Here is a 26,583-nt window from a genome sequence, read left to right as displayed (position 1 = left end):
GTCAAGCCAGTTTTAGTATCTTATTACCAACGCCGCATTGCAGGCATTTCTTATAGTTGCAGTAATTATTTTTTAACTCAAGCAATGCCTGTGATTCAAACGCAGTTTCAATTTTCACTCCTAAGTTAACAAAATCAGCAATAATATTGTTTTTTTCGGCCGGTAAATTTTCTAACAATTTAAGACTACGGCTAATATAATATTGCTGCTGATGCTGCTTGCCGTAACTAAACAGGAACAAGGCCACTGCATTGAGCAGCAAAATATCAACAGAACCATCGCCCATATTTTTCGATGACGGCTTGGATTGTACATCAAACCGGTAATGGTCCTCCCAGTAATCGTTTACTTTGATCTCTGTAAATAAACTACGCAGTGCTTTTACCTCTTTAATCTCTAATATTTTAGATAACAGGTGGTTTGACTGTACGATAAGTGCGGCAAATTGCGCCAGCCTGATGGTTGGAAAGTTTTGGGGCCTTAGCCGCATAAACTTCCACAGGTGGCTTTCTATAGGTTTAAGGTTGTATTTTTTACGCAGATATTCATACTCCTTTTGAAGTTTGAGGGGATAATCATCTTTAAATTCACCCTCTAAAAAGCCTGCCTGCCCAAATATCAAAGCTTCAATTTGCATCGGGCTGTTTTTGTTTTTGGCGAGGATAAGCTGAGGCAGCGATTTAGCCATCAGCTCAAACGGCAGGGCGTTTACTTTAAAACCAAAGTTTGCCGCTAAAAACTGGTAAAAAGTTTCCTCCCAATCGCCTTTATTAAGTGCCAGAGCCGCTGCCACATTTGCCGATCGTTTTTCCATCCGCTCAACCAGCACGCGGGTAAGCCAGTTTTGCATGGTGAGGGCATCCACTGTAGCGATGCCGTTTTCGCAGGGTATAAAACTCTGGTTACCGAAAACCAGTTTATGATATTTGTTGTAAAGCGCTTCACTAATACGGCTTTGCAGTTCAAGCGTTGGAACTTTGCGCCCATTTGGTAAAAACAACTGCGCATCGTTACGATAAACTACATGTAATATCACATTATCATAAGCGCCATCATTAGTATGGCCATGCTTTTGCCAGTCGGACGCGGAAAGATGCACTTCTACATTACCTGCCCAAACAGTCTCGCCAATACGGATCCCCGCATTATGAAAATCTGGACCTGAATCTGAATTGTGCAGCCCGGCCGAAAAGATTTCCAGTTCCTCTCCATCTACAGTTTGAAGGTTTTCGCGCTCAAAAAGCCTGAATTTCCAGATGTAATGCAAAAAATCTTCGGTGAAAAGCATGGTTGTGGTTTGGCTGAATGGTTGATAGCGTTATTGTGTGAATAAGTTTTTATTAAAGCAAATATGCCGGTTATTATATTGGTATTGCGCCTCTATTTTAAAACTCCTAATATTACGGAAACCAACAATATCTGCCAAACCTATGAATGGAATAAAATCACCAATACCCCAAACCACGGGCGGACGCATCAAGTCCATCATCGGCGGATCGCTGGGAAATTTGGTTGAATGGTATGACTGGTATGCTTACACTGCCTTTTCCCTTTATTTTTCAGATGCTTTTTTCCTTCAGATAATCAAACCGTACAGCTTTTAAACACAGCCGGTATTTTTGCCATCGGCTTTTTAATGCGCCCTATAGGCGGTTGGGTAATGGGGACCTTTGCGGATAAGCGCGGCCGTAAAACTGCGCTTACATTTTCTGTATTGCTTATGAGCGTTGGTTCATTGATCATTGCTATAACACCTGGCTACAAAACCATCGGTGTTGCTGCGCCTATACTGCTGGTGTTGGCCCGCATTATCCAGGGCCTGAGCGTAGGAGGGGAGTATGGAACCAGCGCCACTTACCTGAGTGAAATGGCTACAAAAAAGCACCGTGGTTTTTACTCAAGCTTTCAATATGTAACGCTCATTATGGGGCAATTACTGGCATTGGGTGTTTTGGTTTTGCTGCAAAGAGCGTTTTTATCTGAAAAACAATTGCATGACTGGGGTTGGCGCATTCCATTTGGAATCGGGGCAATACTGGCTGTCACCACTATGTATTTAAGGCGAAGCTTACAGGAATCAGCATCGTTTGATAAAGAAAGTAAAAAAGCTGATGCCTTGAATGGCACTATAAAAGCTTTAACAGAGCATCCTAATGCTGTTTTTACGGTAATTGGATTAACCATTGGCGGCACACTGGCGTTTTACACCTTTACCACCTATATGCAAAAGTTTTTGGTTAATACGTCCGGCTTCAGTAAGAGCGCCGCTACGCTCATCTCAACCTTAACATTAGCTGTATTTATGGTGATACAACCTTTATTTGGCTTACTGTCGGATAAAGTTGGCCGGAAGCCATTACTAATTGGTTTCGGCATATTGGGTACGCTTTGTACAATTCCTATCATGACATTGCTAAGCCATACTAAAGATGTATGGGTTGCATTCGCGCTGATCCTTTGCGCGCTGGTCATTGTAAGCGGCTATACCTCAATCAATGCTGTTGTTAAGGCCGAACTTTTTCCGGCCAATGTGCGCGCCCTGGGCGTAGGTTTTCCTTATGCAATAGCCGTATCCCTGTTTGGCGGCACTGCCGAATATATTGCCCTGTGGTTCAAAAATGAACATCATGCGCAATGGTTTTATTGGTATGTAACTGTTTGTATCGGGCTATCGTTGGTTTTATATATCACCATGAATGATACCCGCAAACATTCAAAAATGGAAGATGAGCAGATTTGAAAATGTGCAGATTACAAATGATATGTAATGTTTGCGTTAGGTGAATATTAAGTTACTTGTAAATCTATTAAAGTGACTTAATGTTCAGGAAATGTATTTCATCCACATAAATAAAAAGTGTTAATTTTGCCCGTTCATTACAAGGGATAACCCTTAAATTTATGACTGACACAAGCAATTTATTTCAACTGGCGGTAACATTACTGCAACAACTAATATCCATTCCATCGTTTAGTAAAGAGGAAGACCGCACCGCCGATCTGATCAACGAATTCCTGCAGTCGCATGGGGTAACCACTCATCGTAAGCTTAACAATATCTGGGCCTGGAATAAACATTTCGACCCGGCTAAAGAAACTATCCTCCTTAACTCACATCATGATACCGTAAAGCCCAATTCGGGCTATACACGCGATCCTTACGATGCCAAAATTGAAGATGGTAAATTATATGGCCTTGGTAGTAATGATGCCGGGGGCTGCCTGGTTTCACTTATAGCGGTATTTCTTTATTTTCATGATAAGGAAAACCTGAAATATAATTTCTGTCTGGCGACTACCGCCGAAGAAGAAATTTCAGGCGTAAATGGTCTGGAACTGATCATTCCCGATTTGGGGCAACTATCTTTTGGTATAGTAGGTGAGCCAACCCTGATGCAGTTGGCAATTGCCGAACGGGGTTTAATGGTGTTAGATTGCACTGCTCATGGCCGTGCCGGACATGCCGCCCGCGAAGAAGGGGAGAACGCTATCTACAAAGCGTTAACAGATATTGAATGGTTCCGTACTTTTAAATTTCCGAAAGAATCAGAAGTTTTTGGGCCGATAAAAATGTCGGTGACTATTATTAATGCTGGCTCACAACACAACGTTGTGCCTGCCAGCTGCGTGTATACCGTTGACGTGCGTGTAACTGATGCTTACCGTAATGAGGAAGTGCTGGAGATTATCCGTGAGCATGTTGCCAGCGATGTAAAACCGCGTTCTATCAGGTTAAAACCATCATCTATCCCTAAAGAACATCCCATAGTTCAGGCTGGTATAGCGCTTGGCCGTACCACCTATGGCTCACCAACAACATCAGATCAATCATTGCTGGATATCCCTTCCATAAAAGTTGGCCCCGGCGATTCCGCACGTTCACATACTGCCGATGAGTTTGTTTATGTAGATGAGATCAGGGAGGGCATTGAGTTGTACATTAAGATGCTGGAGAGTATTAATTAACATTGTCAAAATAAAAATTTACCCATGACACGTTGTAGAAGCCAGACTTAAGAACTTTTCAAACTTCGTAAGTCTTTCTTCTCTGGCTTTGTCATTGCCTTTCAAAGTCCGCAGGATTTCAAACCTATGATAACGGGTAACCAACAGCCCGCTTAACCGATTGGTTAAGCGGGCTGTTTCATTATAAGAATAAACTTAATTTACCTGAGTTGAGCATATTTTACTGATTAGTAGGTGTATAGCTAATTGCATGGAGAAACCGAGCGGTAAATTATATGATACAAGGCATTTACTTTTACTAAAAAAATGTAGTTTTAAAATTCGTGAACCAATAAGTTTATATACCCTTATCTTAATGCCCTTAAAACGCTATTGCCGCCTTTCGGCAAAAACATTCTTGCTCATCATCTTATGCTGTATAACCTCCTTTTATGCATCGGCTCAAAAAAGAACGCGGGGTATAAGTACCATATCCGCAGGGCTGCTTCGGCTATTAATATAGACGGAGTGATGAATGAGCAGGCCTGGATGCAAGCTGATTCGGCGGGAGATTTTTTCATGGTGCTGCCGATGGATACCAGCAAGGCTACTGTTAAAACCGAGGTGCGGATGACCTACGATGATAAAAACCTGTACATCATAGCTATCAATTATAATTCGGTACCGGGGCCTTACATGGTTGAATCGTTAAAACGTGATTTCAGTTTTGTAAAAAATGATAACTTCCTGATTTTCATGGACCCATTTGATGCCCGCACCGATGGCTTTAGTTTTGGTGCCAACGCGGCGGGAGGGCAGTGGGACGGCAGCATGTATGAAGGCGGCAAGGTTGACCTGAGCTGGGATAACCGCTGGTATTCGGCAGTAAAAAATTATCCTGATAAATGGGTTTGGGAAGCATCTATTCCATTTAAGAGTATCCGTTATAAAAAAGGCATAAAGGAATGGGGGATCAACTTTAGCCGTAATGATCTCAAGACTGCCGAAAAATCAAGCTGGACACCCATCCCACGGCAATTCCCTACAGCTTCATTGGCTTATACCGGCACACTTGTTTGGGACGAAGCGCCCCCAACAGCCAGCAGCAACGTATCTATAATTCCATACGCGCTTACGGGTTTATCTAAAGATTATCAGCATAATACCAAAACCGAATATAAACATGAAATAGGAGGGGACGCCAAGATCTCCGTTACACCAGCCCTTAACCTCGATTTAACAGTCAATCCCGATTTTTCGCAGGTTGATGTTGATCAACAGGTGATCAACCTCAACAGATACGAACTTTTCTTCCCCGAAAAACGACAGTTTTTTTAGAAAATGGTGACCTGTTTGCCAACTTTGGTTATTCTGATATTCGCCCTTTTTTTCAAGGCGGATAGGCCTCAACGTACCGATTGATTTTGGAGCAAGATTGACCGGTAAATTAGATAAGGACTGGCGTATTGGCGCTATGGATATTCAAACAGGCGGCTCGGGCAGCGCCCAGCAGGCTCCTGAAAACTATGGCATCATTACCCTGCAAAGACGGATCCTTGATCGCTCAAATATCGCTTTCCTATTTGTAAATAAGGACGCTACTGCCAATATTCCCGGCACCACCGGATCAACTGCTTATAACCGTAATATAGGCGCTGAGTTTAACCTTGCCTCGCGCAGTAATATCTGGACAGGCAAAGTACTGGCCCTTAAATCATTTACGCCCGGCGTGAGCGGGCATGATTACGTGGTATCCGATCATTTCCAATACCTGAGCAAATACTGGACGCTTTATATGCAGGAGGAGTACGTAGGTAAAAATTACAATGCCGAAGTAGGCTATGTTCCCCGTGTTGGTTATGTGAAGTTAAGCCCGCTGTTACTCCGTAATTTTTTTCCTAAGCAGGGTAATATTCTAAGCCATGGCATCCAGCTTACCTCTAATTATTTCTTCGATGAGTCGTTTCACCGTACTGATAATGAAAGTATCCTGTCATATTTGATCACATTCCGTAACCGGGCAACACTGTCGGTGTCCGGTATAAATGATTATGTGCGCCTTCTGAGGCCTTATGATCCAACTAATATCGGTAAAGGTTTATTACCTACCGGCTCTGAGCATAACTGGAACACTATTGATGTGCAGTTTGTATCGAAGCCGCAAAATGTGTTTACCTATTTGCTGGAAGCATCGCACGGTGGGTATTATGATAAGGGCGTACGCAATAGCGTTACAAGTTTAATAGGCTATCGTTTTCAACCTTATGTAAATATTGCTATCAATACCTCCTTCAATGATTTAAGGTTGCCGCAGCCATTTGGCCATAATACGTTCTGGCTGGTAGGGCCAAAAATTGATGTTACCTTCACCAATAGCTTGTATTTTACCACCTATATACAATATAATGAGCAGGTGGATAATATCAACATTAATACCCGCCTGCAATGGCGCTATAAGCCTGCTTCCGACCTGTTTATTGTTTATGGCGATAATACCACGCCATCACCGTATACAGTAAAAAACAGGCAGTTAACGTTAAAATGGACGTACTGGTGTAACTTATAATTAGCTGGAGAATGAACAGCTTTTTAAGATTTTGGGTATTTAATCAAATTTTAAGTAAAACGTCGGCAGTTAGTCTATTTCATACTTTTCGTAAGGGATCTCAAAGCTAAAAGTGCTTCCTTTACCTGCATCACTTTTCACACTGATTTTTCCTTTTTGCAACTCGAGCAACTGCTTGCAGATGTACAAACCAAGCCCGGTACCAGTATTGCCTTTGGCCGAATTGGTTTGATAATACTTGGAGAACAGGTTAACCTGCTGCTCCTGGCTGATACCTGCCCCTGTATCAGTAATATCAATTGTTAATTCGCCTTTACTATCCGCAAATTTAAGGGTTGCAATGATCTTTATGCTGCCGGTATCTGTATATTTAATGGCATTACTAATGAGGTTCACCATGATCTGTTTAAGCCTGAAGCTGTCGCCCAAAACTTCAGCGTCAGGGTCGCCTTCAAAATGATAGTTTAACCCCAGTTGTTTTTTATCGGCGCTGAATGCCATACTTTCGATAACCTCTTTCAATGTTTTATCAGGGCAAAAGGGGTCTCGATGGATTTTTAGTTCACTGCTTTCCATTTTGGCAGCATCAAGTGTATCGTTGAGTGTTTGTAACAACAGGTCGGATGATGCTCTCACAGTACCCAACATTTCCGCCTGTTTGGGTGTGAGTGTCGTTCTGCTGAAAATGTATAGAAAACCATTTATTGATGTAAGCGGATTGCGGATTTCATGGCTCATATGCAGCAGCAAGTCCATTTTTTGCCGGGCTATCATTACTGCGCGCTCGTTCTCCTTAAGTAAAAGTTCTTCAGATTTCCCCAGTTTAATAACAAACACGATCAGCAATATGGCAAAAGCCAAAAGCAGCAATAGTGTAATCAGGTAAAGTTTATTCAGTAAGCTTGTAGTTTCAAGATAGCTATTAAAAGCCAAACCCTTAAAGGCGTCGGTCATGCTGTAGTTGATATCTTTAATAGCCGCAATTAGTTGCTCCATTTTATGAGTAATACGCATATTAAGCATAATGAGCTGCCGTTGTGTTTCCTGTAATTTTAAGTTGCTCTGTTCTAGCTGTTTGAGTTTGTTGAGATAGGCGTATTTATCTTTAGTTCGGAGCTTTTGAGTAACCGAATCTATGTAAACGCGTGTTTGATGATTAATGACAACATTACCGGTGCCGGTTGCATAGGCATTTTTATTTTTTATAGCCTCTTTGATCCTTGCAAAAAAACCTTTCTTTTTTACGTTTCCTGGTTGAGTTAAAGTGTCGCTGCTGCTTTGCACCGTTCGGCTGCTTTTAACTGCTAACCTATTTTGAGCTGTTGCCGTATTGAGGTCTGAATAAGTGGTTAACAGGGAGTCAAAGTCGCGCCGGGCGGAGAAGAGTTCGGCGGATAACTTTACTTTTTGAGTGTGCCATGTGTGGAGCTGCGCACGTTGTGCTGTGTTAAGCCTGGTTGTATCATGCTGCATATTAAGCAGCGTGTCAATTTCGGCAAAAGCCATTGAAAGTTTATCCTGATAGGCCTGAGCTTTGGCGGTACTGGCATCTACAAGCGATGACTGAAACAGATCTTCGGCCTCGTGGAGTAATAATAACGCCTGCTGCGGCCTGGAGTTGTTAAGATCCATAAGGTGCGACACCCGGGCCGTATGCGCCAATCTTTCGGTGATCTTGTCCCTCACGAAAAGGGCGGCGATGACTAAAATTATTGTAAATGCTAAAAAAGCAAGCAGGATTTTCCTTGATAAAACGTTCATATATTTATTTTCATCAGTATGCCGGACTTTATTAATTTAAAATCGATTCCGACGTTCCCAATGGTTTTGAAGAACAATGATAATGATAAAAATAATAGAATCATTCAGCGATTGCTACCATTGATTGTCAGGTTTTTTTAAGGCAGGGTTAAACATGTAGCTTATAATTTATCAGGTAACTATAAAAATAATAGAATCATTCAGCGATTGCTACCATTGATTGTCAGGTTTTTTTAAGGCAGGGTTAAACATGTAACTTATAATTTATCAGGTAACTTTCGCCTGGGTTAAATGTTGTGGGTGTTGTGGAAATGGAAGCTTTTATTTTAACCACAAGTTATGTGGCAGAAAAAAGCTTGAGATGAAAAACATCGAGCCGGTTAAAAAAATACAATTACTTAGTTAAAGATTTAATACCTGTCAATATTGGTGATAGCGCAATTAAAATTCATCAAACGTTGTGCGACTGTCTGTAAATGGAGAACTATAAAGATTTATAATTAAAAGCTTGTAATCAACTATGAAAGTCCATTCTGATGTTTGATTTTTTTATGGGTAACCAGGTCTTCGCAGCCGAACGCATAATCTATATCTAATACTATTCGGAAACTTCCCTGGCCTGTGTTCTGATCAAATTTGATCCGGTCAAAATTTAAGCTGACCACTTCCGGCGAGCCCTCAGGTCTGAATTCACGCTCAAGGGCATACTTAAGCTGTTCGTAGTTTGCTGAAAGAGGCTCAAATATTATATTCAAAAAATTCAATAAGCTGGCAGGTTCATCCTTTAACTCATCGAGCTGCCCTTTGTGAAGTTTAATTTGCAAGCTGTTTATCATCAAAACAAAATTAAAAACAAAGCTGGATTAAATGAAATGCGAAATAGAACGAGTGTTTGTGCTCATTTTGTAAAAAAAGAGCCGGATGAATTTTTGATGCTGAACTGGATATTCTAAGTTAAAAAGAATTAAAAGGGAATGCCTTATTTTTATTTTTTAATTGTTTTTATTACATTAATTACTGAATGAAATCGATTGCTTTTGAACATTTTTTAAAACAAAGGTATATCCCGTTTCTTACGATGTATCAAGAATGTCTCCGCTATAATTAAATGGCCCGTTTAGTAAAAAAGGCTTGTTACAGATCCTGTTTTTGAGTAAAGTGACAATTTTTAATATTTTTTTAATAATTGTTGTTTTGACAATAAAAGTTTTTACATTTAGCTTTCTATAGTAGCCCAACCTATTTAGTTATAAACCAGTTAAGACCAATTCATGGAGATTTTGAACGATGCTTATATTATTGAGCAATTAAAATTGGGGAACAAGGAGGCCTTTGAAGCAGTATTTAAAAAATACTATAAGCTGCTTAATGTATCGGCCTTTTATATTTTACGGGATGAAATGGAAGCAGAAGATACCGTTCAGGGTTTTTTTGTCGATCTTTGGGAAAGACAATTATATACCAATATTAATTCGTCATTAAAAGCTTATTTAACTACAGCAATCCGTAACAGATGCCTCAAAAAAGTTGAAAGCGAAACACGAACGCAAAAAAATTGGTAGATTATAAATATACACTTACCGAAATAGAGGAGGAAGAAACACCTGTACCAGAAATTTATCCTGAAAAAGTGCTGGCTGATTTGTCGATACAGCGGATGCAGGCTTTTACCCTGGTGCATTATGAGCATAAAAAGTATAAAGATGCGGCCCTTGAAATGGGTATTAGTATAAATTCTTTGAAAACTCATTTGAAACTGGCAATAAAAACTTTAAAAGAAGGGTTAAAAAGTGCCAAATAAGTTCACCCTTTTATCCATAATGAGGTCTTATATATAATGACATACAATAAAGCGTATTTTCAGGAACTGATAATTGAGCAAATTGCAGGCGTAATAAGTGAGGAAGACAGTCATTTGCTTGAACAGGCTATACAAAATGATCCCCGGATTAAACAACTGTGGGATGAAATGCAACAGGTACTTACTTCAGATAAAGCTCAAACCTTCTTTAATAATATTGATGAAAATAAAGCCTGGAATACAATCCAGCCCGAAATAAAGCCGGTACGATCGATCAGGCATGGCTGGGCAGGCGCAATAAAATGGCTTTCTATAGCGGCTTTATTATGTGTCGCTTTTACTGCCGGATATTATTGGCGGCAAATACCTGTTAATAATCTTGTTGCTGCAAAAAAATCTTAAAACGCCGTCCATTGAGTTACGGCTGGCAAACGGTGAGCATATCAACCTGTCTGATACCAGCAAAAAGGTGATTAATATGTCGTTTGCTCATTTAAAGAAAGGTGTTAACGGTTTAAGTTACCAGGTAGATAATAGTAAAAATGAGGAGTGGAGCACGCTCCTTATTCCTTCAAAATTAAACTACCGGATAGTACTTTCAGACGGTACACAGGTTTGGTTAAATTCGGTATCGAGCCTGCGCTTCCCGTTTTCATTTTTAGGCAAAACCAGGGAAGTGTACTTAACAGGCGAAGCTTTTTTTAAAGTTGCAAAAAATGCTGCTCACCCTTTTATAGTTCATACGGGCCAAACTGATGTGAAAGTTTTAGGTACGGAGTTTAATGTAAATACTTATCATGCTGATGAAATAGTAACTTCGTTGGTTGAAGGCTCGGTATCAACAAGCGGGGGGATAAGCAAAAAATGCTTTTACAACCAGGCTACCAGGCTGTTTATACATCGGGTTCCGGGTTCCGGGCTCAGCCATTTGATCCTGGCGTTGAACTGGCCTGGATGAATGATATTTATTATTTCCATAACACTAAACTTCACGATATAAGCGATGTACTGCTCCGCTGGTTTGATGTAAAAGTAGTTTTTGACGATCCTGCGAAAGCTGATGAAGCATTTAGTGGCGCTATTCAAAAAAACAAACCAATTGAAGTTTTCATTCAAAATATTAAAGCATCTGCAGGAGTTTCGGCCCTTTTAAAGGAAGGGGTTTTACACATCAGGTAAGAAAACGCCACGGTTAAACCACAACCTGTTTCCTGGTTATTTAATGCCTGGCCGTTATGCGCCATGGGAATCATTTGCCCTTGTTTGTCAAACGGATAGCATTAGTAATGTATTGAAATAGTGTTGATTAACAATGTTGGTTTTTCATTTTAATAAAAAATACAATTTTTCTTATTTCCGTTCACCCGTTTTAGCAGGAACAGGTCTTAGAGAAAACCAAATCGTAAACCCAATAAATATGGAGAGAATTCTATTCAGCCGGCGGCTTATACTGCCCTTTATTTTTCTTTTATTGGTAACCCGGTATAGCGCTGTACAAGCGCAGGGTACCGGACCAATAACACTTAAAAAGGCTAACATCAGTTTGGCCGATGTATTTAAATCAATCAAAAAGCAAACGGGCCTAACCGTTTTTTACAGTAACACTCTTTTGAATGACAAAGAATTGGTTACTGTAGATTTTAAAAACGCTGAACTGAAAGAAGTGTTCGGCGTTCTTTTAAAAGGAAAAAACCTGACTTATGTAGTGCGCGACCAACTCATTGTTATTGAAAAGAGTGAACCCGCGCCCATTGTAAACCCTCCCAAAAAAGAACCTGCAGGAGCCGTCGTTCCTAAAAAAGTGCAGGGAGTTGTTTCTGATGACAAGGGGCTTACTTTACCAGGTGTAAGTGTTAAGGTTAAGGGAACCATGAACGGCACACAGTCAGACATGGATGGAAAGTACACTCTCAATTTAAAGGAAGGCGGAAGTTCAGTTATTATATTTTCATTTGTGGGATCAAAATCGCAGGAGTTTGATCTTGCAAACTATTCCCCGTCGGCAGCCGGCGTTTATAAAATAAACGTGCAAATGGGGGCTGATAAAAATGCGCTTGAGGAGGTTGCAGTTGTTGCCTACGGTACGCAAAAAAAGACAAGTCTTGTTAGTTCCATTACAACTGTAAACCCTAAGCAACTAAAAGGACCTTCAAGTAACCTTACCACCATGCTGGCAGGCGTGGTACCGGGGATGATCTCTTATCAAAGAAGTGGTGAACCGGGTGCTGATAATGCCCAGTTCTTTATCAGGGGCGTGGGTACGTTTGGAGCTGGTAAGGTTGATCCGCTGATATTGATCGATGGCATTGAAATGGGCACAACCGATCTGGCAAGGCTTCAGCCGGATGACATATCGGGCTTTTCGGTACTGAAGGACGCTACAGCCTCATCACTATATGGCGCAAGGGGGCAAACGGTGTAATATTGGTAACCACTAAGCGTGGTGAAACAGGGGCTGTAAAATTCAATATCCGGGGTGAAAATTCAACATCATCAAACGTCAAGAATATTGATCTGGCCGATAATATTAGTTACATGACATTGGCTAATGAAGCGGTACTTACCCGTAATCCGCTGGGCATCTTGCCTTATTCTCAAAATAAAATAGATCATACTGCAAAAGGCGATGACCCGCTGTTATATCCCAGTAATAATTGGATCAAGCAGTTGATCAAAACCAAAACCAATAACCAACGGTTTAATATGAACGCCAGCGGCGGGTCAGAAAAAGCTAAGTACTATCTGGCCATGACCTATAATATTGATAATGGCAACCTGGCCGAGAACAGCCTTAACAATTTCAGCAACAACATTAAGCTGCAATCATATTCTCTTTTATCAAATACAACTTTAAACCTTACTAAAACCACAGAGGCGGTGGTGAGCTTAAAAGGTCAGTTTGATAGTTATCATGGCCCTATCGGCGGCGGCGGTTACACTTTTTTAAATGCCCTTTGGAGTAATCCTGTAGCTTTTCCGGCAATTTATCCGGGTAATTTGCTGCCATATGTAAACCACCCGCTTTTCGGTAATGCCATTATACCCGGTGGCGGTTTGTATATGAATCCATATGCGCAATCCCTGTCTGGTTTCCAAAGCTCAAATACCAGCACACTGACAGCGCAATTAAGCTTAAGTCAAAAGCTTGATTTTATAACGCAGGGTTTATCGGCAAGGGCAATGGCGTATACTACGCGTTATTCATACTTCACCGTTTCGCGTCAGTATAGCCCTTATTATTACCAATCGGATGTAGTTAACGGAACTTTTAATGGGTTAACGCTACTTAATAACGGATTGGCAGGCAGCAGCGTTGGCAATACGCCAACCGAATATTTGACTTATAATCAAGATCCGGCGTTAAATGTTTCTAATTCCATAGCTTACATTGAAACGGCGGTAACCTATAACCGCACCTTTGCCCAAAAACACGCTGTTAGCGGGTTACTGATCGGGACTATGCGTAACTATCTTACAGGTAATGCCAAAACATTACAATTATCATTGCCGTCACGTAATCAAGGGGTGTCGGGCAGGTTTACCTATGGTTATGATAACCGCTACCTATTTGAGTTTAACTTTGGTTACAATGGGTCTGAGCGTTTTGCAAGTAATCACCGTTTTGGTTTTTTCCCGTCTGTGGGTGCAGGTTGGGTAGTATCTAACGAGAAGTTTTTTGAGCCATTGCTTTCAACTATCGATAACCTTAAATTCAGGGTTACCTATGGTTTAGTGGGTAACGATCAGATAGGAAAGCCGGAAGATCGTTTTTTCTACCTGTCTGATGTTAACTTAAATAATGGCGCCTATGGCCAGTTTGGTACCAACTACCTGTATAGCAGGCCGGGCGTGGTTACCAATCGTTATGAAAATCAAAATATCACCTGGGAGCAATCAAGGCAAACTAACATCGGTATGGATTTAACTGTGGCCAAAAACTTCACATTAACAGTTGATGCCTACCAACAAAAACGTGATAATATTTTAATGGTACGCAGCACCATCCCAACCTCTATGGGTTTACAGGCTGATATATCTTCAAACGCAGGTAAATCATCCAGTAAAGGGGTGGACATTGCTATGGATTACAAGAAAAACTTTAACAACTCTTTCTGGATCCAATCGCGCGGTACGCTTACTTATGCTAAGAGCAAGCTGTTGAAAAATGAAGAACCTGTTTACCCAAATAACCTTCAATACCTGAGCAAAGTAGGTAATTCCTTAAGCCAGATATATGGACTTATAGCCGAGCGGTTATTTATTGATAATGTAGAGGTAGCCAACTCGCCCGTCCAAAGCTTTGGCGACTATAAAGCCGGCGATATTAAATACCGCGACATGAATGGCGATGGAAAAATAACCAGTTCAGATATAGTGCCGATAGGGTATCCGCAAGTGCCGGAAATCATCTACGGTTTCGGTTTTTCTGTTGGGTATAAAAACTTCGATATCAGCGCGTTTTTCCAGGGCTCGGCAAGATCTTCTTTCGTCATCAATTCAGCAGATATTTCTCCTTTTTATTTAGTGAGCGGCAGGCAGGATAACGGTCTTAACACCGGTAACCAAAGCGGCTTGTTAAAATCAATTGCCGATGATCACTGGTCTGAAGATAATCGTAACCCTTACGCGTTTTGGCCACGCTTAAGTAATACCATACAAGCCAACAACAGCGCAACCCCAAATTCTCCAACATCAACATGGTGGTTAAGAAATGGTTCGTTCCTGCGCCTGAAGTCGGCAGAACTTGGATACAATTTCAATAAGAGTCAACTCAAGTTTATCCATTTGAATAGCGCACGTATCTATCTAAACGGCTTAAACCTGTTAACCTTCAGCAGCTTCAAGCTTTGGGATCCCGAAATGGGAACCTCAGGATTGGGTTACCCGATTCAAAAAGTATTTAACGTGGGCCTGCGGGTAGAATTTTAAAAGCTTTCAAATTAATTATATGAAAAGTAATTTTATACAAAAAATTAAGCAATCGGTATTAAGTCAAACACCAAAGAGGAATATCTCCATGGTAATAATGATCTTGATAATGATTGTGCCGGTAACATCCTGTAAAAAATCATTTTTGGATGTTGTCCCTGATAACGTATCAACAATAGCCAACGCCTTTGTTTCACAAACCGAGGCCGAAAAGTATTTATTTACCTGCTACTCATACCTGCCAACGGAAACAGATCCTACTTATAACGTTGGGCTTACCGCCGGTGATGAAGTTTGGGTGGAAGACCCTGCAAATCACATACGGTCAACAAACGTACTGCAACTGCCCAGAGGATTCCAAAACTCGTCTGACCCTATAGCCAATTATATGAATGGTACCAGGGACGCGGCTGCGAATTATAAGGCTATACGGGATTGTAATGTTTTTATTGAAAATGTAAGCGACAAAAGCAAGGTGCTGGATTTGGATATTGACACACGTGAGCGTTGGATAGCGGAAGCCCAATTTTTAAAGGCTTTTTATCATTTTCAACTTTTCAGGGCTTATGGGCCAATACCCATTATCGATAAAAATCTGCCCATTGACGCGTCCATCGACGATATACGGGTAAAACGCAGGCCGGTTGATGAAGTAGTAAATTATATAGCCGGATTATATGATCAGGCTGCTGCAAAACTACCTTTAACAATCAGGAATGAAGGAAGTGAACTGGGGCGTGTTACCAAGGCGGCTGCTTTGAGTATGAAAGCCAAATTGCTGGTAACGGCGGCAAGCCCGTTGTTTAATGGCAACCCGGATTATAATTCATTCAAGAATAAGGATGGCGAGCAGTTGTTTAACCCTACTTTTAGTGTCGAAAAATGGCAGCGCGCTGCCGATGCCTGCAAAGCAGCCATTGATTTTTGCGAATCCCAAAATATACGCCTTTATACGTTTCCTACACCTACTAATCCACTTAGTCAAACTACTATGACTCAAATGGGTATCAGAAACGCGATGAGCGAAAAGTGGAATGAAGAACTGATATGGGGGCTAACTGCCAATAATAACATCAACTATAATTCATTCTTCCAGTCGATGTGCGCCGGGCAATATGATTTTAACAATGCCGATGCAGCAAAGTCAGCCAATCGCCCGTTACTTGGCCCTACCTTAAAAATGGCTAAGATGTTCTACACTAAAAACGGGGTGCCGATTAACGAAGATAAAACTCTTGATTTTAGTGATGTAGCCCAGTTAAGAGTTGGTACTCATGATGAGCGTTTTAACATCAAAGAAGGGGAAACAACTGCAAGGCTTAATTTTGACAGGGAACCGCGCTACTATGCCGATCTGGGATTTGACCGCGGTGTTTGGTATATGGCCAACAGCCCAACTAAAACCGATGAAGATACCTGGTGGATGAAGGCTCGTGGTGCTGAAGTAGGCCAATCTTCACCTATACCAATTGCTGGTTTTTATATGAAAAAAGCCCTTAACTGGCACTACGAATGGGCAACGGTTACCTATATCAATTACCCTTGGCCCGAAATGCGTTTGTCTGATCTGTATTTGCTTTATTCAGAGGCATTAAATGAAGCTCAGGGGCCTGTAGCTGATGTATATACCTACGTAAACCGCGTAAGGGCGCGGGCCGGCCTGCCTACGGTTCAGGATGCCTGGACTAATTACAGTATTAATCCAACCAAATATACTACGAAAGAAGGAATGCGGTCGATTATACAGCGGGAACGCAGCCTTGAACTTTGTTTTGAAGGCCACCGGTTTTGGGACCTTTTACGCTGGAAAACAGCCGGTGTTGAACTTAATGGAAACGTAACAGGATGGACAATAAGCGAAAATTCACCTCAGTTGTATTATCGCGAACGGTTGATTTTTTCGCGGCATTTTGTGATTCCGCGCGATTACTTATGGCCGATAAAAGAAAGCGATTTACTGGTTAACCAAAACCTGGTTCAAAACCCTAACTGGTAGATATAGCGACAATATGTTTAACAATAAAAACATTCACATGGAAACAATGAAATTACGGGCTGCTTTCTGGATCGGGTTGTTAGCAATAATAATAACGGGCTGTAAGCAGGAAACACTTAATAAACCTACTATAACTAATAACAACCCGCCTGGAGTTGTTACCAACGTGCAGGTACAAAACGAAAACGGTAAAGCCAGTTTAACTTATACGTTACCCGGAGATAATGATCTGTTTTACGTAAAAGCAGTTTACGAAACCTCTCCGGGTAAAACACGCGAGGTAATTGCATCACGCTACACCAATACATTAACTGTTGATGGCTTTGGCGATACTCTGGCACATGTGATAAAGCTTTACGCAGTAAATTCAAGCGAAAAGGTTTCGGCACCTGTTAGTGTCACAGCAAACCCTTTAACGCCACCGTATCTCCTTGCTTACCGATCACTTAAAATAACTGCTACTTTCGGTGGTTTTAACATTGCTTGTGATAACCTTACCCAGGATAACCTGGTTATAGTACCAATGGTTGATACAGCTAACAATAGTTTATATGTGCAGCCAAAGGGTATGGATAATGTTTACAGTAACAGCATCTCAATAAAAGCTGCTGTAAGAGGTCAGCCGGCTATTGAGCGTAAGTACGCATTCTTTGTAAGGGATAGATTTTTAAATAAATCCGACACTTTATTTTTAAATCTTACGCCTTTTTATGAGGAGCAGTTTTCAAAATCGGATTGGTCGGTTTACAAGCTGCCAGGCGACGCAACCAACTTGTATTCATATACCGATGTAACCAAAATTTTTGACGGAAACTTTACCGGCGGTTGGCCAAATTGCCTCTTCACGGTTGAAAGTGCCGGAAGCCCGCAAATGGTAACAATCGATCTTGGTAAACAAAGGGTATTCAGCCGCTTTATTCTCAATCCATTCATCGAGATCGGTAATGTATATTATGTAAGGGGTAATTTGCGTGATTTTGAAATATGGGGGTCAAATTCGCCAAATGTGAATGGCGCGCTGGATGCTTCATGGACGAAATTGTTAACCTGTAACATAGTAAAACCATCTGGTTCCCCTTCAGGTACGGAAACAGCTGCTGATTACAAATATGCACATGACGGATGGGGTTTTGATTTCCCTGCCGGATTAAGTGCTTACAGGTACATCAGGATCAGGAGCTTGCGTAACTGGACAGGATCGTACTTTATGAGTATCAGTGAATTTACCATGTTTGGAAAGTAACAAGGCCGATGCATTTATCAATTTAATTACAATTATGAAACTATATAAAATAACATCATGCTATCTTTTAGTGCTGGCCGCTTTCACTATGAGCGCCTGTACAAAAATGGATGATTATAAAAAGAAATATGAGCCCAATGGGGCAATAATATATCCAGGCAAACTGGATTCCGTTCAGGTGTTCTCTGGCAGGAACCGTGTTTTGCTAACCGGTCTGTTTACATCTGACCCTAAAATTGTGAAATACCGGGTATACTGGAACAGTAAACAGGATTCGATAGAAACGCCGGTAACCCGTACATCCGGGGTTGATACGGCTAAATTGTTCATACCCAATTTACCTGAAGGTACAATGACCTTCGAGGTCCGCACTTTTGATAACGGGGGGCATATTTCCGTTCCGGTTACGTTGGCTGCCAATGTATATGGTAATCTTTACCAAAGTTCACTTATCAACAGAGGTATAATCGCGGTCAAATTACAAACAGATGGCTCAGCGTTAATTAACTGGGCTGACGTGAATGCTGATGACGGATTGGTTTCAATGGAACTAAAATACACAGACGCCGCCAACAAACAACGCGATACAGTAATTGTATCGCAGCCAACTGGTTTAAGCACATCTCTGCCTAAATTTAATGCTGGAAAAACGCTTAGTTACCGCACAGGTTTTAAACCCAATAAAACGGCCATTGATACTTTTTATGCAGATTACGTAGATCAGAAGGTAATCGATGTAACTAATGCTTACCTCTTAAACACAGGGCCTTTTCAAAGAAACACCTTTGATGGCCGTTGGGGAACCCTCGCTGCGCCCTGGATAACCAATGCGGCGGCCAAAAATAAAGATGGCGGTACCAATGGGGGCTATAGTTCTGATGGCGGTGGTACCATTAACTGGGAAACATGGAATAATACCCCGGTAGTAAACGGTATCGTATATCAGGTTACTTCTTCGCAGCTATCGGCAGGAAGTTATACTGTGTCATTTGATGCCTATTCGGAGGTGCAATCAAATTCATCGGTTTATTGTGTGGCAGCTGCCGGAGGGAACGGCATCCCGATACTCGCAAACCTTTCAACAGCGCTGGGATCTGTAAAGATGTATAACGGTGCAAATGTAGGTACAACCAGTCCGAGTTCAAGAGACGTAAAAACCTTCACCTTTACAATCTCTTCACCGCAGGTGGTGTCCATAGGATTTCTGGGTAATCTGGTCGGTAATGGAAATCCGGGCAATTATTTTACGGTGTTTAATATTAAACTGTTTAAAAATTAAAAGTGATAAAAAGTCCCTGGTGTTAGCCGGGGGCTTTTTACTTTAATATAGCTATCGTTTACAATTGAGCTTATTCATAAATGGCCACTTGTACAGGTTCGCCCTCTGGTATTTCGTCAATTTGAGCTGATATCGATTTTTTTGTAGCATTTGAGTTAATAAAACTCATGCCAAATGCAAGTAAAAGCAGGGGTACTGTCATCCAGATTACCTGATGGATACCATAATGAGCAATCACAAAACCACCCAGTAAAGTGCCCAATGTAATACCGGCGTTAAAGAAGGAGGGAAGCAGGCTGTTTACAAAGTCAAGCGCTGGTTCCTGAATGCCATGGGTAAGCTGTATATTTGCCGCCAAAAATCCTCCGGTGTGTATAAATCCCCAAACTGAAAGAATAATAACCATTGGAATAAAATGTCCGCCAAACATATAGGCCAATACATGGGTTGCAACTAAAGACAGCAAAAACAGCCGCGTTGTAAGCGTTACATTTTTACTAAGCGCTACACCCATAAGCCAGTTGCCCGCTATCCCTGTTCCTCCAAATACCAGCAACATGATGCTAATCTGAGCCCCGCTCATACGCGAAACTTTATCCAGGTATTCGGCAAGATAACCATAGGTGGCAAACATGCCTGCCAGGATAATGGTTGAAGCCAGTAGCTTAATCCATAAGTGTGCACTCCGCAGCAGCTTTACCTGGCTTTTGGGGCTTGGCTGTTCTTCATTAACCGGCATTGAAGGTGCAAATAGCGTCAATGCGCCAAAGGCTAATAAGTTAATGATGGCCGATAAGATAAAAGATGCCCTCCAACTAAAGAGATCTGCCATATAGGTGGTTAAGGGTACGCCCAACACGGTGGCAACGCTAAGTCCGGCCATTACTATAGAGATGGCTTTGGGCGCGTCTTTTGGCCCTGCTTGTTTTGCAGCTGCAGTCATGGATACAGCCCAAAACACCGGGTGTAAAAACGCCGGTAATATACGGGCAATCATAAGCACGGTGAAGTTCGGCGCTATTGCCGATAACAGGTTGGAAATAACAAATATCCCTAATACCAGGCACATCACAAATTTGCGGTTAAGACGTGCTGTTAGCATATTGGTAAACGGTCCCGCAAGGGCCACAGTTAACGCGAAAGCACTAAGCAGCCAACCTGCCGTATCAATGGAAATATGAAATTCTTTCACCAGGTCAGGAAGGATACCGATAACTCCGAACTCCGTGGTTATGATGCCGAAGGCACCAAGGGCCATAATGTAGATTAATTTATTCATGAGTAGATGTATTTGAATATTTGAATGTTTCGATGTTTTATGTTGAAGTAACCAGTCAAATCAGAAGATGTCAGTACTTAGCTTTTCAGTTCGTTCAGGCAGGCAATGTAGTCGTTAAGTACCTGTTGGTTCAATACATATTTAAGGTTCCGACCTTCTTTTTGTGATAGTAATAAATCGGCATCAACCAGTTGTTTAAGGTGGTGTGATACGGAAGGCTGCGTAAGGTCAAGCAGATCATTTACCTCCGCACAGTAAAGGCAATCTTTCCTTTTTTTAAACTGTTGTAAAATAGCTATCCGGTTCGCATCACTCAGCGCCTTGGATATTTTCTCTATTTTTTTGTTGTCCATTTTTTGCCGTCAATTATATATGTATTCAACGTTATAGTGTAAAGGTAAAATAATATTAACATATAGAAATGTTTCTATGTATTTAACACGCATAAATGACAATAAAAGGATATATGGGCAAGCCTTATGGGAGAGAGATGCTTCTCCGATGTTTCATTTTGTCACAAACACACCCGTTTGTTGGCACATTTGCCTGTTTAATAGTGATCGTGCTGATCTTAATTTTATGGTATGAAAGTAGTAAGAGTACAATACACCACGCGCGCGGAGTTTGCGGCCACCAATCAGCGGAACATCGCTGCCATTGTTGAAGAGTTGAAAACTTTAAATCATCCCGGTATTAAATATACAGCATGGCTATTGCCCGACGGTAAAACATTCATGCATTTTGATCAGCTCGAAAATGAAGAAGCCCACCTTGTATTACAAGGGCTGGCTTCGTTCCATAAGTTTGCTGACGAGACTCGAGGCCAGTGATTTAGAAGTCGAACCCAAGCTTGAGCTGCTTTCGCTTGTGGCGTCTACGGAGACCTATTTTTAATGCACTAAAACTACTGTTTGCCGATTGGTAAAGCCGTTTCTGTTTTCGCAGCTTTCATTACGAGTTTGGTTTCTACCTTGCCAATGGCAACAACCGCGAAAAGCCGGTTCATCAAAAAATCATAGTACTCTTTGCGGTCTTTTACGGTTACCTTAAGTATAAAGTCAAAATCGCCGGTGAGGTGATAGCATTCCAGTACTTCCGGAAGTTTAATGATCTCACTTTCAAAATGACTTAAACTGTGCTGGCTGTGGTCCTTCAGTTGCACATGCGTAAAGGTCATGAAATCCAGCTCGAGCTTTTCATGATCAAGCACCGCAACATATTTTTTAATATAACCTCGCTCCTGGAGCGAACGGATCCTGTTATTGATAGGAGTAGTGGTTTTGTTAAGCTTAAGGCCTATCTCCTGGCCGGTAAGGCGCGCATTTTCCTGTAAAAGCTGGAGTATGCGGATATCTGTTTCATCGAGTTGGTTGAGCATGAGAGTTATAAAAACTAAAATATAAGCTTTAAATATTTATCAAAAGTTTTAAAACCTGTTTTTAAGAATATTTTTAGTCTTAAAAACCAAATTTTAAGTGCTGTGTGGATTATGAGATTGTGAATATACAATTTTACATCGTAATACTATGAAGCACGACAAAAAACAACTATCGCCGGTAATCCTTGTTACGGGCGCCCGGGGGCAGATCGGTACCGAACTGGTTGCCGCTTTAAGAAATATTTATGGCAGGGAACAAGTAATTGCCACCGACTTACACGATGCTACGACAATCGTGGATTTAGAAGGGCCATATCATCAGTTAAATGTATTAGACAAAGATGAACTGGAAAACCTGGTTGCTACCTATGGAGTAACTCAAATTTATCATCTTGCAGCTACCTTATCTGCCAAAGGAGAAGAGACCCCGCTAAAAGCATGGCACCTGAACATGCAAAGCCTGCTCAATATATTGGAAGCAGCCAAAGATCATAAATTGGATAAAGTGTTTTGGCCGAGCAGTATCGCTGTATTCGGGCCTTCAACAGCACGTAAGATCAGTCCCCAGAATGCTTTGCTTGATCCGCAAACTGTCTATGGTATCAGCAAGGAAGCTGGTGAACAATGGTGCGCCTATTACAGGGAGCATTATGGGGTGGATGTACGCAGCCTGCGTTATCCAGGATTGATCAGCTACAGCGCCCCGGCTGGCGGGGGGACTACGGACTATGCGGTAGCTGTATTTCACGAAGCTTTGAAGAATGGACGTTACGAATGCTACCTAAGCCCCAACACTGCATTACCTATGATGTATATGGATGACGCGGTAAGGGCTACACTTCAACTGATGAACGCGCGCGTGGAAGCACTCAAAGAACGCGGAGCATATAATATCGGTGCTTTAAGTTTTACACCTGCCGAGCTTGCCACAGAACTGAACAAACACCTGCCCGATTTTACCATCAGTTATAGCATCGACAAGCGCCAGTCCATTGCAAACTCATGGCCGGCCAGTGTTGATGATGCTGAAGCAAGGCGCGACTGGAACTGGCACCCTGAATATGATCTTGTCGCTATGACTGCAGATATGCTTGATCATCTTACACCTGTTTATAAAAACAACAACATTGCAACAGTGAGTTAAATAAGGGGTTGATGAGAGACCTGAATATTACCCAATCGATCACAGCCCGGGATGCTGCTTCGCTGGAGAAGTATTTTAGTGATATTACCCGCGAGCCAACTATCAATGCGGAAGAAGAAGTTCTGTTGGCTGGGAAGATCCGGCAGGGAGATCTGTCGGCTTTGCATAGGTTGGTAAAGGCCAATCTGCGTTTTGTGGTTTCCGTGGCAAAAAAGTATCAGCACCAGGGCATGCCCATGGGCGACCTGATAAGCGAAGGTAATTTGGGTTTGCTTGAAGCCGCGAAACGGTTTGACGAGAACCCGCGGCTTCAAGTTTATATCTTATGCAGTTTGGTGGATCAGGCAGCGAATCATGGAAGCACTGTTAGATAAAACGCGGATGATCCGCCTGCCTGCCAACCAGGTGGATATGATTGTTCATGTTAACAGGGCTACAGGGGTTCTGGAACAACGACTTGAGCGACTGCCCGTTCAGGATGAAATAGCGGCATTCCTGGAAACTGCTGAATGGAAAGTGAAAGAAGCTTTGCATGCGGCGCCTTTTACACATTCGTATGATAAAGCCAATACACCCGGCAATGACGGATACAGCCTGCTTGATCGTTTACATACAGATGAACCCGGAATAGAAGGCCTTTTGGAAGCTTACCAACTTAAACAGCAGCTTGATGATTTGCTTAATAAGCTAAACGATGCTGAACGATCTGTTGTGTTTTATCATTATGGTCTGGACGGGCACAGTGAACTCTCGGCTCCCGAAATCGGTAACCGGCTTGGTATTAGCGCAGAAAGGGTGAGGCAGCTACGAAACCGGGCTATTGACAAGCTTAGGGAAAGTGCTAATTTGAAAAAGCTTGAAATTTAAAATAAGCAGGTAGGGATTTTATTTTTTCTGCGTCTTAATTTCTTTCGATACTTTATCCTGCATTAACTTCACCAGTCCATTATTCAGGGCTAATTTGCGATTAAAATGAGCTGCTGAACTATTTATCTTGCATCCGCTGGATTAAGCAAACGTTTGCGCTAAATTAAGATTGCAGGAAATTAGGCATTCCTATTTAACCTTTATAATTTAGGAACTTGAAAACATCATGGTCGGTACACTTAACACACGGTCAATCATGTTTAACCCTACAAATGCAAATGAAAAAAACACTCCTCTCTTTATTATTGCTAACCCTCATAATTTCACAGGTTTTTAGCCAGGCGAAACATAGTTTTAAAATTGCTGAAGGCAATTTTATTTATGATGGAAAACCTATCCAAATCCACTCGGGCGAAATGCATTTTGCAAGAATCCCTAAAGCTTACTGGAAGCAGCGCCTGCAAATGCTCAGGGCAATGGGTATGAATGCGGTTGCCACTTACGTTTTCTGGAACCATCATGAGGTTAGTCCGGGTGTATGGGATTTTAAAACGGATAACCGCGATATCCGCGAGTTTGTAAAAACCGCACAGCAGGAGGGCTTAATGGTAATATTAAGGCCGGGGCCTTATGCTTGTGCCGAATGGGAATTTGGCGGCTATCCTTGGTGGCTCCAAAATGATAAACAATTGGTTATCCGCAGTAAAAACGACCGCTTCCTTGATTCGTGCAAAACTTACATCAACCAGTTGATGGGGCAGGTTAAAGATTTGCAAATAACCCATGGCGGGCCAATAATTATGGTTCAGGCCGAAAATGAATTTGGATCATATGTAGCCCAGCGTAAGGATGTGCCGCTTGCCGATCATAAAATTTACAGCGCAGCTATAAAAGATCTGCTTTTAAAAGCGGGCGTTGATGTGCCATTGTTTACTTCTGATGGCGACTGGTTGTTTGAAGGCGGCGTAATTAAAGGGGCATTGCCAACTGCCAATGGCGAAGGTGATACCAAAAATTTGAAGAAGCTCATTAACCAATATAACGGAGGAAAAGGCCCTTATATGGTGGCCGAATATTATCCTGGCTGGCTTGACCATTGGGGCGAGAAATTTGAAAAAGTATCAGAAACCTCGGTAATCAAAGACCTGGAGAAGTACCTGAAAGATACCGTATCATTTAATATATACATGGCACATGGTGGCACCAATTTTGGTTTCACAAGCGGTGCTAATTATGACAAGGAACATCAAATTCAGCCGGATATCACCAGCTATGATTACGACGCCCCTATTAGTGAGGCAGGATGGATAACTCCCAAGTTTACAGCTATCCGCAACCTGATGAAAAAGTATGCGGCCTATGCTATTCCTGAAGTGCCTACGCAGATCCCTGTGATACAGATTCCGGCTATTAAGCTTACCAAAACGGCCGATTTGCTGGAGATGGCGAAAGCCCAGCAGGCAGTAGAAAGCGATACCCCACAAACATTTGAAGCGCTTAATCAGGGCTATGGTTATGTATTATACAGCCGTAAATTTACCCAGCCTGTCAGCGGCACTTTAAACCTGGAAGGCCTGCGGGATTATGCAACCATATATATAAATGGCGAAAAAGTTGCGGAGCTTAACAGACAAAGTAATAAATTCAGCTGTCCTATAAATATTCCTTTTAACGCGCGTTTGGATATTTTGGTTGAAAACCTTGGCAGGATCAATTATGGTGGCGAGATCATTCACAATCTTAAAGGAATCATTAGCCCGGTGAAGGACGACGATCATGAAATTACAGGTAACTGGCAAATGTATGAGCTACCTATGGATAAAGCACCGGCGCTCGGGGCAGGCACAACAAACACAACCGGCCATCCAGCACTTTACCAGGGAACATTTGACCTGAATAAAGTGGGGGATACCTTTTTAGACATGAAGAATTGGGGAAAGGGTATAGTATTTGTAAACGGGATCAACATTGGTCGCTATTGGAAAATTGGCCCGCAGCAAACGCTTTATTTGCCAGGCTGCTGGCTTAAAAAAGGTACAAACAGTATCGTTGTACTTGATCAGTTGAATGATATCCATCAAACGGAGATCGTTACGGTAACCATGCCGGTATTAGATGGCCCGGTGAGTAAATAATATAATTTAACTTAAGGAATGACGGCAGGAAATTATCTTGGCGTCTTTTTTATGGCTGTTATTCAACAGGGTTGGATTTTAATATTTAACTATTACTATTTAAACATAAGGGGTAATTTAACCTATCGTTTATATCAATAGATAAGCCTTAATAATAGTTCTAAATATTCGTACGGGTTGTTATATTCACGCTTAATTATGAAATTCTTAAGTTAGATTAAGGAAAATAAATCCTGTTTCATATTTCTGAACGAAACAAT

The 26,583-nt window shown here is 41.7% G+C and carries 26 protein-coding genes; 20 read left to right on the top strand and 6 right to left on the bottom strand.

Annotated features, from left to right (window positions below):
* Position 1: 1 nt before the first annotated feature.
* A complete protein-coding gene (locus ACQ86K_RS17290; protein WP_091162831.1) occupies positions 2 to 1,288 on the bottom strand; it encodes a DUF2851 family protein in 1,287 nt (428 codons plus the stop codon).
* Between the two features lie 142 nt (positions 1,289 to 1,430).
* Between ACQ86K_RS17290 and ACQ86K_RS17285 the strand changes: the two genes are divergently transcribed.
* The 5 genes from ACQ86K_RS17285 (at position 1,431) to ACQ86K_RS17265 (ending at position 6,511) form a co-directional block, all read left to right on the top strand.
* Positions 1,431 to 1,604, top strand: a complete 174-nt coding sequence (locus ACQ86K_RS17285) for a hypothetical protein (RefSeq protein WP_431198418.1) — start codon at positions 1,431 to 1,433, stop codon at positions 1,602 to 1,604.
* The gene (locus tag ACQ86K_RS17280; protein ID WP_431200878.1) at positions 1,526 to 2,740 is read left to right on the top strand and encodes an MFS transporter; all 1,215 of its coding nucleotides are present in this window, start codon (positions 1,526 to 1,528) and stop codon (positions 2,738 to 2,740) included. The genes ACQ86K_RS17285 and ACQ86K_RS17280 overlap by 79 nt, the downstream gene beginning before the upstream one ends.
* 161 nt (positions 2,741 to 2,901) lie before the next feature.
* Complete coding sequence (locus ACQ86K_RS17275) at positions 2,902 to 3,966, top strand: M20 family metallo-hydrolase (protein ID WP_091162833.1); 1,065 nt, start codon at positions 2,902 to 2,904, stop codon at positions 3,964 to 3,966.
* A 411-nt stretch (positions 3,967 to 4,377) separates the two neighbouring features.
* Positions 4,378 to 5,283, top strand: coding sequence for a DUF5916 domain-containing protein (locus ACQ86K_RS17270; protein ID WP_431198417.1), 906 nt, complete (start codon positions 4,378 to 4,380; stop codon positions 5,281 to 5,283).
* 97 nt (positions 5,284 to 5,380) lie between these two features.
* Positions 5,381 to 6,511 carry a hypothetical protein gene (locus ACQ86K_RS17265; protein ID WP_431198416.1) on the top strand — a complete coding sequence of 377 codons (1,131 nt, stop codon included), beginning with the start codon at positions 5,381 to 5,383 and terminating at the stop codon, positions 6,509 to 6,511.
* A gap of 69 nt (positions 6,512 to 6,580) precedes the next feature.
* On the opposite strand, the gene ACQ86K_RS17260 is transcribed toward ACQ86K_RS17265, so the two are convergent.
* Together ACQ86K_RS17260 and ACQ86K_RS17255 are read right to left on the bottom strand one after the other, a co-directional pair.
* On the bottom strand, positions 6,581 to 8,272 hold the full coding sequence (locus ACQ86K_RS17260) for a sensor histidine kinase (RefSeq protein ID WP_091162834.1): 1,692 nt from the start codon (positions 8,270 to 8,272) through the stop codon (positions 6,581 to 6,583).
* Positions 8,273 to 8,790: 518 nt separating this feature from the next.
* Entirely contained in the window at positions 8,791 to 9,096 is a 306-nt protein-coding gene (locus ACQ86K_RS17255; protein ID WP_431198415.1) for a hypothetical protein, read from the bottom strand.
* Positions 9,097 to 9,543: 447 nt separating this feature from the next.
* Here ACQ86K_RS17255 and ACQ86K_RS17250 point away from each other — a divergent pair, with 447 nt between their 5' ends.
* The 10 genes from ACQ86K_RS17250 (at position 9,544) to ACQ86K_RS17205 (ending at position 19,520) form a co-directional block, all read left to right on the top strand.
* Positions 9,544 to 9,834: a sigma factor gene (locus tag ACQ86K_RS17250; RefSeq protein WP_431198414.1), complete on the top strand. Its 291-nt coding sequence runs from the start codon at positions 9,544 to 9,546 to the stop codon at positions 9,832 to 9,834.
* Positions 9,828 to 10,073: an RNA polymerase sigma factor gene (locus ACQ86K_RS17245; RefSeq protein WP_431198413.1), complete on the top strand. Its 246-nt coding sequence runs from the start codon at positions 9,828 to 9,830 to the stop codon at positions 10,071 to 10,073. The genes ACQ86K_RS17250 and ACQ86K_RS17245 overlap by 7 nt, the downstream gene beginning before the upstream one ends.
* A 36-nt stretch (positions 10,074 to 10,109) precedes the next feature.
* Positions 10,110 to 10,475 (top strand): hypothetical protein, encoded by a 366-nt coding sequence (locus ACQ86K_RS17240; protein WP_431198412.1) that lies wholly within the window; start codon positions 10,110 to 10,112, stop codon positions 10,473 to 10,475.
* The gene (locus tag ACQ86K_RS17235) at positions 10,453 to 11,031 is read left to right on the top strand and encodes a FecR family protein (RefSeq protein WP_431198411.1); all 579 of its coding nucleotides are present in this window, start codon (positions 10,453 to 10,455) and stop codon (positions 11,029 to 11,031) included. The genes ACQ86K_RS17240 and ACQ86K_RS17235 overlap by 23 nt, the downstream gene beginning before the upstream one ends.
* The gene (locus tag ACQ86K_RS17230) at positions 11,028 to 11,252 is read left to right on the top strand and encodes a DUF4974 domain-containing protein (RefSeq protein ID WP_431198410.1); all 225 of its coding nucleotides are present in this window, start codon (positions 11,028 to 11,030) and stop codon (positions 11,250 to 11,252) included. The genes ACQ86K_RS17235 and ACQ86K_RS17230 overlap by 4 nt, the downstream gene beginning before the upstream one ends.
* Positions 11,253 to 11,490: 238 nt before the next feature.
* Complete coding sequence (locus ACQ86K_RS17225; protein ID WP_431198409.1) at positions 11,491 to 12,495, top strand: TonB-dependent receptor plug domain-containing protein; 1,005 nt, start codon at positions 11,491 to 11,493, stop codon at positions 12,493 to 12,495.
* A gap of 2 nt (positions 12,496 to 12,497) precedes the next feature.
* Entirely contained in the window at positions 12,498 to 15,002 is a 2,505-nt protein-coding gene (locus tag ACQ86K_RS17220) for a SusC/RagA family TonB-linked outer membrane protein (protein WP_244311285.1), read from the top strand.
* Positions 15,003 to 15,021: 19 nt separating this feature from the next.
* Positions 15,022 to 16,998, top strand: coding sequence for a RagB/SusD family nutrient uptake outer membrane protein (locus tag ACQ86K_RS17215; RefSeq protein WP_091162838.1), 1,977 nt, complete (start codon positions 15,022 to 15,024; stop codon positions 16,996 to 16,998).
* Between the two features lie 37 nt (positions 16,999 to 17,035).
* Positions 17,036 to 18,241, top strand: coding sequence for a DUF5000 domain-containing lipoprotein (locus tag ACQ86K_RS17210; RefSeq protein ID WP_091162839.1), 1,206 nt, complete (start codon positions 17,036 to 17,038; stop codon positions 18,239 to 18,241).
* Between the two features lie 34 nt (positions 18,242 to 18,275).
* Positions 18,276 to 19,520: a DUF4998 domain-containing protein gene (locus ACQ86K_RS17205; protein ID WP_091162939.1), complete on the top strand. Its 1,245-nt coding sequence runs from the start codon at positions 18,276 to 18,278 to the stop codon at positions 19,518 to 19,520.
* Positions 19,521 to 19,590: 70 nt separating this feature from the next.
* Here ACQ86K_RS17205 and ACQ86K_RS17200 read toward each other — a convergent pair whose 3' ends face one another.
* The gene (locus tag ACQ86K_RS17200; protein ID WP_091162840.1) at positions 19,591 to 20,799 is read right to left on the bottom strand and encodes an MFS transporter; all 1,209 of its coding nucleotides are present in this window, start codon (positions 20,797 to 20,799) and stop codon (positions 19,591 to 19,593) included.
* 77 nt (positions 20,800 to 20,876) lie between these two features.
* Positions 20,877 to 21,152 carry an ArsR/SmtB family transcription factor gene (locus tag ACQ86K_RS17195; RefSeq protein WP_091162841.1) on the bottom strand — a complete coding sequence of 92 codons (276 nt, stop codon included), beginning with the start codon at positions 21,150 to 21,152 and terminating at the stop codon, positions 20,877 to 20,879.
* Between the two features lie 231 nt (positions 21,153 to 21,383).
* On the opposite strand from ACQ86K_RS17195, the gene ACQ86K_RS17190 reads away from it, so the two are divergent.
* Positions 21,384 to 21,629 (top strand): hypothetical protein, encoded by a 246-nt coding sequence (locus ACQ86K_RS17190; RefSeq protein WP_431198408.1) that lies wholly within the window; start codon positions 21,384 to 21,386, stop codon positions 21,627 to 21,629.
* 74 nt (positions 21,630 to 21,703) lie between these two features.
* On the opposite strand, the gene ACQ86K_RS17185 is transcribed toward ACQ86K_RS17190, so the two are convergent.
* Positions 21,704 to 22,177, bottom strand: coding sequence for an Lrp/AsnC family transcriptional regulator (locus ACQ86K_RS17185; RefSeq protein WP_090525447.1), 474 nt, complete (start codon positions 22,175 to 22,177; stop codon positions 21,704 to 21,706).
* Positions 22,178 to 22,325: 148 nt separating this feature from the next.
* Here ACQ86K_RS17185 and ACQ86K_RS17180 point away from each other — a divergent pair, with 148 nt between their 5' ends.
* The 4 genes from ACQ86K_RS17180 to ACQ86K_RS17165 all read left to right on the top strand — a co-directional run bounded on the left by ACQ86K_RS17180 (position 22,326) and on the right by ACQ86K_RS17165 (position 26,323).
* On the top strand, positions 22,326 to 23,321 hold the full coding sequence (locus ACQ86K_RS17180; RefSeq protein ID WP_091162843.1) for an NAD-dependent epimerase/dehydratase family protein: 996 nt from the start codon (positions 22,326 to 22,328) through the stop codon (positions 23,319 to 23,321).
* Positions 23,322 to 23,332: 11 nt separating this feature from the next.
* Positions 23,333 to 23,695 (top strand): sigma factor, encoded by a 363-nt coding sequence (locus ACQ86K_RS17175; protein ID WP_431198407.1) that lies wholly within the window; start codon positions 23,333 to 23,335, stop codon positions 23,693 to 23,695.
* Positions 23,676 to 24,188, top strand: coding sequence for a sigma-70 family RNA polymerase sigma factor (locus ACQ86K_RS17170; protein WP_431198406.1), 513 nt, complete (start codon positions 23,676 to 23,678; stop codon positions 24,186 to 24,188). The genes ACQ86K_RS17175 and ACQ86K_RS17170 overlap by 20 nt, the downstream gene beginning before the upstream one ends.
* A gap of 278 nt (positions 24,189 to 24,466) precedes the next feature.
* Positions 24,467 to 26,323 (top strand): beta-galactosidase, encoded by a 1,857-nt coding sequence (locus ACQ86K_RS17165; protein ID WP_091162845.1) that lies wholly within the window; start codon positions 24,467 to 24,469, stop codon positions 26,321 to 26,323.
* Positions 26,324 to 26,583 lie beyond the last annotated feature (260 nt).

The sequence above is a fragment of the Mucilaginibacter sp. P19 genome, from assembly GCF_050632265.1.
GTDB lineage: Bacteria > Bacteroidota > Bacteroidia > Sphingobacteriales > Sphingobacteriaceae > Mucilaginibacter > Mucilaginibacter gossypii.
This window is presented reverse-complemented; position numbering and strand designations above follow the sequence as displayed.